The 11,741-nt window shown below is 66.3% G+C and carries 12 protein-coding genes; 5 read left to right on the forward strand and 7 right to left on the reverse strand.

Annotated elements, in window-relative coordinates:
* The coding region (locus H926_RS0108520; RefSeq protein WP_028657765.1) for a PBP1A family penicillin-binding protein at positions 1–2,098 on the reverse strand (2,098 nt) is incomplete at its 3' end.
* A 134-nt stretch (positions 2,099–2,232) separates the two neighbouring features.
* Positions 2,233–2,631 (reverse strand): peptide-methionine (R)-S-oxide reductase MsrB, encoded by a 399-nt coding sequence (msrB, locus tag H926_RS0108525; RefSeq protein WP_022675918.1) that lies wholly within the window; start codon positions 2,629–2,631, stop codon positions 2,233–2,235.
* A 152-nt stretch (positions 2,632–2,783) separates the two neighbouring features.
* On the opposite strand from msrB, the gene H926_RS26415 reads away from it, so the two are divergent.
* Positions 2,784–3,317, forward strand: coding sequence for a helix-turn-helix domain-containing protein (locus H926_RS26415; protein ID WP_062788046.1), 534 nt, complete (start codon positions 2,784–2,786; stop codon positions 3,315–3,317).
* Between the two features lie 154 nt (positions 3,318–3,471).
* Here the strand turns inward: H926_RS26415 and H926_RS26420 are convergent, their stop codons facing one another.
* Positions 3,472–3,852, reverse strand: a complete 381-nt coding sequence (locus tag H926_RS26420; RefSeq protein ID WP_022675921.1) for a UrcA family protein — start codon at positions 3,850–3,852, stop codon at positions 3,472–3,474.
* A 374-nt stretch (positions 3,853–4,226) separates the two neighbouring features.
* Between H926_RS26420 and H926_RS0108540 the strand changes: the two genes are divergently transcribed.
* The 3 genes from H926_RS0108540 to H926_RS0108550 all read left to right on the forward strand — a co-directional run bounded on the left by H926_RS0108540 (position 4,227) and on the right by H926_RS0108550 (position 6,315).
* On the forward strand, positions 4,227–4,493 hold the full coding sequence (locus H926_RS0108540) for a hypothetical protein (protein ID WP_022675922.1): 267 nt from the start codon (positions 4,227–4,229) through the stop codon (positions 4,491–4,493).
* 66 nt (positions 4,494–4,559) lie between these two features.
* Positions 4,560–5,411 (forward strand): diacylglycerol kinase family protein, encoded by an 852-nt coding sequence (locus H926_RS0108545; protein ID WP_022675923.1) that lies wholly within the window; start codon positions 4,560–4,562, stop codon positions 5,409–5,411.
* 55 nt (positions 5,412–5,466) lie between these two features.
* Positions 5,467–6,315: a metallophosphoesterase gene (locus tag H926_RS0108550; RefSeq protein WP_022675924.1), complete on the forward strand. Its 849-nt coding sequence runs from the start codon at positions 5,467–5,469 to the stop codon at positions 6,313–6,315.
* 109 nt (positions 6,316–6,424) lie between these two features.
* Here the strand turns inward: H926_RS0108550 and H926_RS0108555 are convergent, their stop codons facing one another.
* From H926_RS0108555 to secB, 4 genes are all read right to left on the reverse strand, one after another.
* Positions 6,425–7,090, reverse strand: a complete 666-nt coding sequence (locus H926_RS0108555) for a DUF4136 domain-containing protein (RefSeq protein ID WP_022675925.1) — start codon at positions 7,088–7,090, stop codon at positions 6,425–6,427.
* 212 nt (positions 7,091–7,302) lie between these two features.
* Positions 7,303–8,319 carry a tryptophan--tRNA ligase gene (trpS, locus tag H926_RS0108560; protein ID WP_022675926.1) on the reverse strand — a complete coding sequence of 339 codons (1,017 nt, stop codon included), beginning with the start codon at positions 8,317–8,319 and terminating at the stop codon, positions 7,303–7,305.
* A gap of 13 nt (positions 8,320–8,332) precedes the next feature.
* A complete protein-coding gene (gene murJ / locus H926_RS0108565; RefSeq protein WP_022675927.1) occupies positions 8,333–9,919 on the reverse strand; it encodes a murein biosynthesis integral membrane protein MurJ in 1,587 nt (528 codons plus the stop codon).
* A 44-nt stretch (positions 9,920–9,963) separates the two neighbouring features.
* Positions 9,964–10,491 carry a protein-export chaperone SecB gene (gene secB, locus H926_RS0108570; protein ID WP_022675928.1) on the reverse strand — a complete coding sequence of 176 codons (528 nt, stop codon included), beginning with the start codon at positions 10,489–10,491 and terminating at the stop codon, positions 9,964–9,966.
* 363 nt (positions 10,492–10,854) lie between these two features.
* On the opposite strand from secB, the gene H926_RS0108575 reads away from it, so the two are divergent.
* On the forward strand, positions 10,855–11,541 hold the full coding sequence (locus H926_RS0108575) for a Tim44/TimA family putative adaptor protein (protein WP_370526624.1): 687 nt from the start codon (positions 10,855–10,857) through the stop codon (positions 11,539–11,541).
* The last annotated feature ends 200 nt before the right edge of the window (positions 11,542–11,741 follow it).

Genomic DNA, 11,741 nt, shown 5'->3' on the forward strand with positions numbered 1-11,741 from the left:
CCGCCGCTGGCGCATTGCGCGGGCCCTGGCGCGCCGGCGCTGCCGGGCCAGTGCCCAGGCCATCCTGGTCCACCGGAATGGCATCGTCGGGCGTGCGGCCCTGCGGCCCGCCGTTGGGAGCGCCGCTCTGGCCGCCTTCCAGGCCATCGCCCTGCTGGCCGTTGACGGTGTTGCCGTTCTCGTCGGTGTAGTAATAGTCGTTGGGGTTGTTGAGCATCGCCTCGTCATCGGGCTCCAGCTGCCATTCGGGCAGCTTGAGCTGGTTGTCGAACTGCTCGACCGGGCGCTTGGCCGTGGCCACGCGCATATAGGCGGCAAAGGCGCGCGCCGGCGCGGTCCCGCCCTGCAGGCCGGGGACGGGATGGGCATCGTCGCGGCCCATCCACACGCCCGTGGTGATCCCGCTGGAAAAGCCCAGGAACCAGCCATCCTTGTTGGAACTGGTGGTGCCGGTCTTGCCCGCCACGGGGCGGCCGATCTGCGCCGCGCGGCCCGTGCCGATGTTCACCGCCGTCTGCAACAGATCGGTGATCTCTGCCGCCACGTAATCGGGCACCAGCTGCTGCTGCGCATCGGGACGGTGGCTGTAGAGCACTTCGCCGTCGGTGGTGGTCACCTTGCGGATGCCATAGGGCGTTACCAGCCGGCCCTTCGCCTCGACCGAGGCAAAGGCGCGCACCATGTCGATCACGCGCACGTCGCTGGTGCCCAGCACCATCGACGGCATCGTGTTGATCGGCGTGGTGATGCCAAAGCGGCGGGCCATGTTGGCCACGGCGCTGAAGCCCACTTCGTTGCCCAGCTGCGCCGCCACGGTGTTCTTGGAATAGGCAAACGCGGTGCGCACGTCGATCTGCCCGGCATAGCTGCCGCCCGAATTGCGCGGGCTCCATCCGTCGATCGTCACCGGCTCGTCCACCACGCGGTCTTCGGGGCGATAGCCCCGCTCCAGCGCCGCGAGATAAACGAACAGTTTCCACGCCGAACCGGGCTGGCGCACGGCATTGGTGGCGCGGTTGTAGTTCGAGGTGACATAGTCGGTGCCGCCCACCATCGCCAGGACCGCGCCATCGCGGTCAACGCTGACCATCGCGCCCTGCGCGCCCTTGGGCACTTGCGAGCTGATGGCATCGGTGGCGGCGCGCTGCGCCACGGGATCGAGCGTGGTCCACACTTCGATCGGCTGGTCATTATCGGGCACCAGCACGTCAAGCTGCGGCAGCACCCAATCGGTGAAATAGCGGGCCGAATTCTGGCCCTGCTCGGCCGCGAGATGCACGGCCTTGAGATCGACTGCGCCCGCCTGGGCCGGGGTCAGCGTGCCGGCATCGACCATGGTTTCCAGCACCACCTTGGCGCGATCGACCGCGGCCTGGGCGTCTGCCGTCGGGGAATAGTGCGATGGCGCCTTGACCAGGCCAGCGATGATCGCCGCCTCGCCCAGCGAAAGCTGCTCGCCCGAATGGCCGAAGAACTTGCGCGCGGCCGAATCGACGCCATAGGCGCCGCCGCCGAAATAGACCTTGTTGAGATAGAGTTCGAGAATCTGGTCCTTGGAAAACTTGCTTTCCAGGGCCAGCGACAGGATCGCCTCGCGAATCTTGCGGTCGAACGTGCGGCTGTTGTTGAGGAAGATGTTGCGCGCCAACTGCTGCGTGATGGTGGAGCCGCCCTGGCGCCAGTGCCCGCTTTGCGCGCGCACCATCAGCGAGCGCACGATGCCCACCGGGTCCACGCCCCAGTGTTCGCGGAACCGGCGGTCTTCCACCGAAACCAGCGCATCCTTCATCGGCTGGGGGATGCGATTATAGGGAATCCACTTGCCGTAGCTGGGCCCGAGCGTGACGATTTCCGAACCGTCGTTGGCCCGCACCACGATCATCTGGCCGGCCTGGCTGGACTTGAGCTTGTCATAGCTGGGCAGCGAACGGGCGGTGACCAGCACCGCGCCGGTAATCCCCAGCGCGACCAGCAGCGCCAGGCCCGTGCCCCACACCAGCAGGCGGCGCAGCCATCGTCCGATCATGGAAGGTGCGCGGCTGCGCTGCGCGGGGTCATCGCCGTCTTGTCCGCGGCGCGGAACGTCCCGTCTGGCCATTAGTGGTTACCGGTTTCCTCGAAGGCGCAGGAGCGCGCCGTGATTGCGAGCCAAGGGCCGCCCTTGCACGGGCGATCCGTAACGCAGGGTTAATGAAACAGGCAACCCGGCGCCTCGGCTCGCTCCCTAACGCATCATTCTTCCGGCGTGAAGTCGAGCGCGGCAGAGTTCATGCAATAGCGCAGCCCGGTGGGCGCCGGGCCATCGGGAAACACGTGGCCCAGATGCCCTTCGCAGCGGGCGCAGCGCACCTCGGTGCGAATCATCCCGTGCGAGGTGTCGCGCAGTTCTTCCACCGCGGTTTCATCCATCGGATGGGTAAAGCTGGGCCAGCCGCAGCCGCTGTCAAACTTGGTGGCAGAGGTGAACAGCGGTTGCCCGCAGCCTGCGCAGGTATAGTCGCCGCGCGCCTTGTTCTTGTCGTACTTGCCGGTGAACGCGCGCTCGGTCCCGGCCTGGCGCAGGACGTGATACTGCTCCGGGCTCAGGCGTTCGCGCCATTCCGCCTCGGTCAGGTTCAACTTGTCGGTCATGGATGGGATCTCCTTTGCCGCGCAATATGGGGTGCAGGCGCGGGCGGAACAACCGGATGGCGCGCGTTCTGGGGCGTCCTCTGTCGCCTTGTGCCACTTCCTGTCGCACGTCGCTTAAATTCCGCCACATTATGCGCTATGACCGATGCGTGATGGAAAAATTGCAAGAGCCTCTGGCCGATATTGCCCAGTGCAGCCTCCCCGTGGCGTTGGAGGTGATGGGCGAGCGCTGGTCGTTCATGATCCTGCGGGCCGCATTCACCGGCATCTCGCATTTCGAGGAATTTCTCTCGCAATTGGGCATTGCCCGCAACATCCTGTCCAACCGCCTGTCGCGGCTGGTCGATCATGGCATTCTCGCCCGCATTCCCTGCTGCGACGATCGCCGGCGCGTGGAATATCGGTTGACGCCCAAGGGCTTCGATCTGCTGCCAGCGATGCTGGCGCTGCGCCAGTGGGGGGAAAAGTGGGGCGCTGGAATTTCCTGCAACCCGGTGCTGTGTGATGCCCGCGATGGCCAGCCGATCGCGCCGATCGTGCTGCGCGCGCACGATGGCCGCCCGCTCGGGCCGGCAGACCTTGCCTGGCGCCGGCGGGAAGAAATCGATGCGCCGGCACGGGCCGAAAACGCCGATCATGATCGTGGGGAACAAGCGCCGGCCGCAAAGTCCAAGGAACGGGCCTGACAGTATTCGGGGCAGGATCGCCGGTGGAAACGGCGACCCTGCCCCGCCAACCGCACGGGGGACTGCGCGTGCGGCAAGCTCTTGTCTGGACGTTGTTTGATGAATGGAGCCAAAACGGTTTCGTTCGCGCAAATTCATGGATGCGGCGAACTGCTCAGCGCGCGGCGAGAACCTGCTCGCGGGCCAGCGCAACCTGAACCTTGCCCTGGCGCGTCGCCACGCTGAAGCAATTGCGCTGGTCCTGCGCCTGGTCGAGCGTGACCTTGCCGATACCGATGCCGCAGGCCTGGCGCGCGGCAGCGCGCACCCGGCGATCGGCCACGGCGCGGCCCTGCACGGTCATCAGGTTGAGGTCGGACAGCTTCACCGGCACGCGAGTCACGGTCATGCCCATGTCGGCGTTCGACTCGGCCGATACGGCGGCGGTAGTCTGTGCGGCGGCAGGCATGCTGCCCAGCGACAGGGCGCCCAGCGCGGCCAGCGAGAGAGCGAGGGGACGGAAGGCGGGGCGGAAAGCGGTGGTGGTGGCAAACATGGGTCGATTCCTTTTGTGTGGTGGAACAAAAGCGCGGATCGAATGGATCAGTCGGGTTTCTGTGGCATCCCGCAGGGCATCTGTTGGCCCGTTGGGCTGTCTGTCTTGCGGTATGTCAGTGGTTTAACCCGGTCCTGCCGCCCCGGCGCGCCCTGCTCGACCAGGCACGGCCCCATCCCGACCAGCGCCGCTCGTCCCCGACGAACCGCCATGCAGCACCGGCCAACGACACGGCCGTTCCGCCCTTGGGCCGACCAACGCCTTGACCGCGCGGGCCGGCGGACGGCGATGCCGGCTCGATTCGTCTGAACCTACGTGTCACTGCGCAGCAAAGCCTTTGCCCCGCGGCAAGAAAGGCGCACTATCGCGGCGCAATGGCAGTGGCCGTCATCTTTGTCCTGGGCATCGTCAACTTCGCGCTCAACCGCGCGGTGATGGCCAGCAACCATCCGCTGCTGCGCCAGATGCCGCCGCTGCTCAAGACAATGAACCAGCGCTTTTCGCTGCTGATCGAGTTCCTCATGCTGGTGGCGGGCATGCTGCTCGCCGCGCAGGGCTGGGCCTGGGGCGCGATCGGCTATGGCCTCTACAGCATGATGAACGGCTTTTCCGCCTGGATGATCTTGTCGGGCCGAGTCTGACCATAAGGCCATGGCGGGGAACCGCGCGGTGCCCGGCGCATTGGCCGGGGGGAGGACCCTTTGCTCATGACCACCATTCCGCTCTGGCTTGTCGTCAATCCGGCGAGCGGCAGCAATTCCGAAGCTGCCGTTGCCGCACTCACCGCTGCCCTGGCCGAAGGCGGCCACGCGCCCTCGCGCGTGCTGCGTATCCCGGCCGACGATCTGCCCACCCGCGCCACGCTGGAGGCGGCCAATGTCGCCACGCTGGCGATCTTCACCGGCGATGGCACGGTCAATGCCCAGGTTGCGCGTCTGCACGGCTGGTCGGGGCGAGTACTGATCCTGCCGGGCGGCACGCAGAATCTCCTGGCCAAGTCACTGCATGGTGATGTCGATGCCCCCACGATCGCGGCGCGGCTGGGCCGGGGTGAACTCCATGCGATGCGCCGCCACGCGGTCGAAACATCGGCCGGCCATGCCTTGGTCGAAGTTCTTGCCGGCCCCGGCGCCACCTGGGCCGATGTGCGCGAGGGCGTGCGCGACATGGACCTGTCGAGCATTGCCAGCGCCTTGGGCGAAGCGGTGCGCAGCACTGCCGGCGGCGCTGCCGTGCGCGTGGAGGAGCCCGCCTTGGGCAAGCCCGAGGGCTATCGCGCCGTGCGCATCGATGCTGACGATGGCACGCTCACGCTTGATGGCTATGACGCGCAGGATTGGGCGGATCTTGCCGCCCATGGAGTGTCGATGCTGGTCAAGCGCGATTTCCGTCAGGGTCCGCATGAAGAACTGGGCCAGGCCGATGCCGTAACCTGCGCCAGCGACGAACCCATCGCGCTGATGATCGATGGCGAACGCCGCGATGGCGCGCAGCGCGAAACCTTCCGCTGCGTCACCCTGCCGGTCGAATTCCTCGCCAGCGCGGCCGCGACCTCTTGACCGGGCAGCGCCGCGCGGGAAAAGCCGGCCGGCAGCCCCAAGGAACCCGCCCGGCATGACGCGCATCTTTCATATCAGCGATATCCACTTCGGCCTGGAAGACCCGCGGGCTTTGGCCTGGCTGGTCGATTGCGTGGCGCAGGAACGGCCCGATGCCGTGGCCATTACCGGCGACCTGACGATGCGCGCGCGGCATCGCGAGTTCGCCGCAGCCTGCCAATGGATTCGCGCGCTCGACGTGCCCGTGACAGTGGAAGTGGGCAACCACGACCTGCCCTATTTCAATCCGATCGAGCGGTTCTTCGATCCCTACCGCCGCTTTCGCGCCATCGAACACGTGCTGGAACGGCCGCTCAACCTGCCCGGCGTGGCGATCGTCCCGCTCAAGACCACCGCACGGGCGCAATGGCGCTTCAACTGGTCTAAGGGCCACGTAGGCAACCATGCCTTGGCCGATTGCCTGGCGCGAATCGATGCCCTGCCGGCCGGCACGCGGGCGATCGTGGCGTGCCACCACCCGCTGGTCGAGGCCGGCACGCGCGGCAAGGCGCTGACCCGCAATGGTAATAAGGCCCTGGCCGAACTTGCCCGCCGCCAGGTGATGGCGGTGCTCTCGGGCCACGTCCACGACGCGTTCGACCTGATCCGGCCCACCCCGCATGGCCCGGTGCGCATGATCGGGGCGGGCACGCTCTCGCTGCGCACCCGCTCCACCCCGCCCAGCTTCAACGATCTCGTCCTGCGCAACGGCGATATCGAAGTGACCGTGCGCAATCTCGAAGCGGTGCCCACCCCCGCCATGCAGATCGAAGACGTTCCCGAAAACGCCCTCCCCCCGCGCGAGCCGGGCGAACCCGTCGCGCCGATCGCCGCCATCTCGCCGGTCGATCCGCCGATGCACTGAACCGGCAGGAACGCGCCGGCGCCGCATAAGCAAAAACCCCGCGCCGTTGCCGGCACGGGGTCTTCGCTGGGCATCACGCCGGCCAGTTACGCCAGCCGGCGATCACGCCTTACTTCTTCTTTTCGGGCGCCACCGAGATGCGCACGGTTTCCCCGTTGTGACCGGGGAAATCGGTGAACATGGCATCCACCAGGTTGGGCACCAGATAGGGCAGGCGGTTGGAGGTGGAGGCCGCCTGGGCCTTGCCCTCGAACACACGCTTGCCGTCGCTGCGGCGCTCGATCTTCATGTCGATGCCGCTGGTGTAGACGGTGACCACGTCAACGCCGCCAAAGCCCGGGCCCCACAGCGGATCATACCAGCCGTAACCCCAGCCGCGCCGGCCCCAGAAACCGCCATAGGGACGGCCATAGAAGCCGGGGCCATACCACGGACCCCAGAACGGGTCATAGGCGCCGGTCGAGCGCACGTGCTCGCGGCCCTGGTCCACGCCATAGCCGAACTTGACCACCAGGTCAGAGGTCTGCGGATCACCCTGGACATAGCCCAGGCTGGCCATCTTGGCGGCCACCAGGCCGGCATACTGCGAAAATTCGAGACCGCCCTGGTCACGCGGATCTTCCGCCACCACGGCAAAGGTCTGCCCGGCCGGGGCCGGCAGTTCGCGCTGGAAGCGGGAAACCTTGGCGTCGAAATTGGTGGCGCAACCCGACAAGGCCAGAAGAAGGGGAGCAGCCAGCAAGGCAAGTTTGCCGGCCCGAAGCATCTTGGTCATTACTATCGACTCCTTATGCGCACCGGTGTCCCCAATCCCCGGCGCCGGTCGTGTGTTAGCACGACGAAATGATGCCTGCGAGGGGCTGAATGGAGCTTGAATAATAACGCACAGGGCGGTGAAATGCTCCGAAATCCAGGGAGATGAACGAAAGGGCGCCCCTCGTGAGAGAAGCGCCCTGTTCATCTGGCAGCCTTGGGCCGCGTGGTGGTTCAGCGCACCAGGCCGAGCGCGGCATAGGCCGCGTCGAGCGTCGGCACAGCCAGGCTACGCGCCTTTTCCGCGCCGCGCGCCAGGATCGCGTCGAGCGCCGCGCGGTCTTCGCGCAGCGTGCGATAGCGTTCGGCCATCGGTGCCAGCTTGCTCACCAGCAGTTCGCCCAGCGCCGGCTTGAACTGGCCAAAGCCCTGGCCGCCAAACTGCGCCAGAACGCCCGCCACATCGGTGCCGGCCATCGCGGCATAGATGCCCACCAAGTTGCGCGCCTCGGCCCGGCCTTCCAGCCCGGCCGCCTCGCTCGGCAGCGGCTCGGGATCGGTCTTGGCCTTCTTCACCTTCTGCATGATGGTGTCGGCGTCATCGACCAGGTTGATCCGGCTCATGTCCGAAGGATCGGACTTGCTCATCTTGGCCGTGCCATCGCGCAGGCTCATGATACGCGCCGCTTCGGGCGGGATGATCGGATCGGGCAGGGTAAAGACCGGCGCGTCTTCGCTGGCAAAGTCGTTGTTGAACTTCTGCGCAATGTCGCGCGCCAGTTCCAGGTGCTGCTTCTGGTCGTCGCCCACCGGCACGTGCGTGGCCTGGTACAGCAGCACGTCAGCCGCCTGGAGCACAGGATAGGTGAACAGCGCCACCGAGGCACCTTCGCGGTTCTTGCCCGCCTTGTCCTTCCACTGCGTCATGCGGTTGAGCCAGCCCATCCGCGCAGTGCCGTTCAAAAGCCATTGCAGCTCGGCATGGGCCGGCACCTGCGCCTGGTTGAACAGGATCGAGCGATCCGGGTCGATCCCGCACGATACCAGGGCCGCTACCATTTCGCGCGTGTTGGCACCCAGCTGGGCCGGTTCGTGCGACATGGAAATGGCGTGCAGATCGGCCAGGAAATAGAGGCAGGTCGCGCCCTTGGCGGTCCATTCGTCCTGCATCGCCACCCAGTTGCGGATCGCACCCAGGTAGTTGCCGAGGTGAAGATTGCCGGTGGGCTGAATGCCGGAAACGATACGCATGGAACGTCTTGCCTTACGATTTGTTGGCGGGTGCCGCGCGACGGCGGCGGGTGAGCAGCGCGAGGTCTTCGCGCGTGAACGCCCCCAGAACGAGGGTGGCGAGGCCATAGACGACCATGCCGGCCATGACCAGCACGGCCAGCGCGCCGATGCGCAAGGCCCAGGTGCCATGCACATACGGCGTCAGCACGCCCTGCCCGGCCCACAACACCAGCCCCATGGCCAGGGCGGCCAGCGCCAGGCGCGGCGCGCGGCGGCGCAGTTGCGCATCAGGGGTGAAATGCCCGCGCTTGCGCAGCGTATGATACAGCATGCCGACATTGACGGTCGAGGCGATCGCGGTGGCCAGCGGTGGCCCCATGTGCTGCAACGGCACGATCAGCACCAGGTTGCCCACCAGGTTCACCACCATCGAGATCGTGGCATAACGCACCGGCGTCTTGGTGTCGTGCCGCGCATAGAAGCCCGGCGTCAGCACTTTGACCAGGATATAGCTGGGCAGGCCGATCGAAAAGGCGGCAAGCGCCTGCGCGGTAAAGTGGGTATCGGCGGCGGTATAGCGGCCATAGCCGAACAGCGCGGCGGCGATCGGTTCGCCGCACAGCACCAGCGCCATGGTCGCCGGCAGCGTCAGCAGCAGGGCCAGTTCCATCCCGCGGTTCTGGGTTTCCTGCGCCGCCGCATCCTCGCCCGCGCCGAGCTGGCGCGAGATCGTCGGCAACAGCACCGTGCCTAGGCCAATTCCGATCAGCCCGAGTGGCAACTGGTTCAGCCGATCGGCCATGTAGATATAGGTCACGCTGCCATGCGCCAGCAGCTTGGCCGCCAGCGCGGTGGAAATGACCAGGTTGATCTGCACCGCCCCGGCCCCGGCCGCAGCCGGCCAGATCAGCGCGATCAGCTTCTTCACATCGGGATTGAGGCGCGGGCGGCGCAGCGTCAGGCTCACCCCGTTCTGGCGGCAGGCCCAGGCCAGCCAGGCCAGTTGCAGCGCCCCCGATACCGACACCGCGATCGACTGGATGCGCGCGGTGACCAGCGGATCATGACTGTGAAAGCCCAGCAACGCCACGATAAGCGTGACGTTGAGCAGGATCGGCGCGGCCGCATTCACCCAGAACTTGTGCAGGGAATTGAGGATGCCGCCAAACAGCGACACCAGGCTGATCAGCATCAGGTAGGGAATCGTCAGCCGCGAGAGCGAAACGGCAAAGGCAAACTGTTCGGGCGAAACCCCGTTGAACCCGCCCGACAGCAGCAGCGTAACCGGCCAGGCCAGCAGTTCCAGCGCCACCGTCATCACAATCAGGGCAGGCAGCAGCACCGCCAGCGCCTCTTCGGCAAAGCGGAGGCCATCGGGCAGGCCCTGGCCGGCAGGGTCGCCCACCTTCTTGTTGAACATCGGGATGAAGGCCGAGGAAAACGCCCCTTCGGCAAACAGCGCCCGGAACATGTTGGGCAGTCGAAACGCAATAAGGAACGCGTCAGAGGCAAAGCCCGCGCCGACAAAGCGGGCAAACAGGCTGTCGCGCACCAGGCCAAGCACGCGGCTGGCCAGGGTAAGCCCGCCGATCGTGCCGGTCGCCTTGAGGAGGTTCATGCGGTGTCCTTCAGGCGACCGGTGCGACTCGGGCGATCAGCGAATCAGGCGTGGCCGGCCGGTTCGGCGGTCGCCGTGGCCTGGGCCTGGGCCAGTTGCGCCATGTAGAGGCCGTTGAAGTCGATCGGATCGAGCAGCAGCGGCGGGTAGCCGGCGTCGCGCACGGCATCGGCCACGATGCGGCGGGCAAACGGGAAGACCAGGCGCGGGCCTTCGGCGAACAGGAACGGGTGGGCCTGTTCGTCGGTCACGTTGCGCATGCCGATCAGCGCGCCATAGGCCAGTTCGATGATGAAGGCGGTGCCCTGCGCACCCTTCGACGTCACGTTGATCTTGAGTTCGATCTCGTGAACTTCGGGCGCCAGGGCGCGGGCGGCGATGTTGAAATCGACATGGATTTCGGGCGCCTCGGTCCACTGATAGCTTTCCGGCGCATTGGGATTCTCGACAGAGAGATCCTTGATATACTGGGAAATCAGCCCGATCGCCGGCGAGTTGTCTTCGCCGTTTGAAACCACGCCTTCGGCGCCATCGAGGGAGAGATTGCTGATGATGTTGCCTTCGTCGGCCATGGTCGCATGCTTTCGTTCGGATGGGGCGCAGGGAATGCGCCGGGTAAACGTGCCCGGCGCCTAGCATTGTGCGCAACGCCCGGCAACAGACTGCGTCTGGCGCGCCAGTCACCCAGGCCAGCGGTCATTGCACCAAAGGACGGGAACCAACTGCGCCCCTGCGCGATTGCAGCGATCAGGCAGCGCACGGGCGCAATCCGGGCGACTTCGTCGGTGGGCAACGTCACAACGCGGGAATCCGCCATTGTGCCGTCCACGCGTTGTTCATTTGTAATTCGTACCTATTTGATGCACGATCAACCGGTGGCCGGCCGCGCTGCGCAAAACGTGGATCGGCATTCCAAGGCTACCTTTGCGGGACATGTGCGTGTGATTGTTGAGATCGTCATTGTGGCCATGATCGCGGCCTTCCTGGGCCTGAGGCTCTATTCGGTTCTGGGCCGTCGCCCCGAACAGAACGAGGAGCCCGTCCGCCGCCGCATCGAACAACCCGATCCGCAAGGCGCTGCCCGCCCGATGGCGCCGCGCCTGCCCGAAGCCATGGCAACGCCGGCCAACCGCCTGGCACCCCCGGTGCCCGAGACGCGCGATTTCGATGCCGATGCCGAACCGGGCATCCGCGCCATCATCGCGGCCGATCGCCGGTTTGACGTGGGCCTGTTCATGGCTGGCGCCAAGAGCGCCTATGGCATGGTGCTAGAGGCGTTCTGGCGCGGGAATCGCTCGGAACTCAAGGCGCTGTGCGATGGCGATGTCTTTGCCGGCTTTGCCGATGCGCTCGACGCCCGCGAAGCTGCTGGTGAAACGCTCGACGCGCGCCTCATCCGCATCGAGGAAGCCCGCATCGTCGGCGCCGAACTCGCCGGCTCCACGGCGCGAGTCACCGTGCGCTTCATCGCCGATATCGCCACCGTCACGCGCAATGCCCAGGGACAGGTCGTTGCCGGTTCGCTCAACGATGCCATCGAAAGCCGCGACCTGTGGACGTTCTCGCGCGACCTCACTTCGCGCGATCCCGATTGGCTGCTCGACGAAACCGATGAAGCCTAAGGCATACGTGGGCTGACCGGCTTGGGCACTGATCCCGTGGCCTGCGCCGGTCGCCCCCTCTCCCGAATTTCGCTTGCGCAAAGGGCCGGTCTTGCACTGGCCCTTTCGCTGCTGGCCGCCTGCGTTCCCACCGCGACGCCGCCGGGGCGCCAGCCTGCCCCACCGCGCACGCCCTCGGGCACTGCCGCTGCGCCGCTCGC

Origin of the sequence: Novosphingobium sp. B-7 (genome assembly GCF_000410615.1) — a bacterium.
Taxonomy (GTDB): Bacteria; Pseudomonadota; Alphaproteobacteria; order Sphingomonadales; family Sphingomonadaceae; genus Novosphingobium; species Novosphingobium capsulatum.

Bases quoted from the DNA above. Each gene is read 5' to 3' on its own strand.
- H926_RS26420 (WP_022675921.1), bottom strand. From the start codon at position 3,852: ATGTTTGCCACCACCACCGCTTTCCGCCCCGCCTTCCGTCCCCTCGCT.
- trpS (WP_022675926.1), bottom strand. From the start codon at position 8,319: ATGCGTATCGTTTCCGGCATTCAGCCCACCGGCAATCTTCACCTCGGC.
- H926_RS0108540 (WP_022675922.1), top strand. From the start codon at position 4,227: ATGGCAGTGGCCGTCATCTTTGTCCTGGGCATCGTCAACTTCGCGCTC.
- msrB (WP_022675918.1), bottom strand. From the start codon at position 2,631: ATGACCGACAAGTTGAACCTGACCGAGGCGGAATGGCGCGAACGCCTG.
- H926_RS0108555 (WP_022675925.1), bottom strand. From the start codon at position 7,090: ATGACCAAGATGCTTCGGGCCGGCAAACTTGCCTTGCTGGCTGCTCCC.
- H926_RS0108550 (WP_022675924.1), top strand. From the start codon at position 5,467: ATGACGCGCATCTTTCATATCAGCGATATCCACTTCGGCCTGGAAGAC.
- secB (WP_022675928.1), bottom strand. From the start codon at position 10,491: ATGGCCGACGAAGGCAACATCATCAGCAATCTCTCCCTCGATGGCGCC.
- H926_RS0108545 (WP_022675923.1), top strand. From the start codon at position 4,560: ATGACCACCATTCCGCTCTGGCTTGTCGTCAATCCGGCGAGCGGCAGC.
- murJ (WP_022675927.1), bottom strand. From the start codon at position 9,919: ATGAACCTCCTCAAGGCGACCGGCACGATCGGCGGGCTTACCCTGGCC.
- H926_RS26415 (WP_062788046.1), top strand. From the start codon at position 2,784: ATGGAAAAATTGCAAGAGCCTCTGGCCGATATTGCCCAGTGCAGCCTC.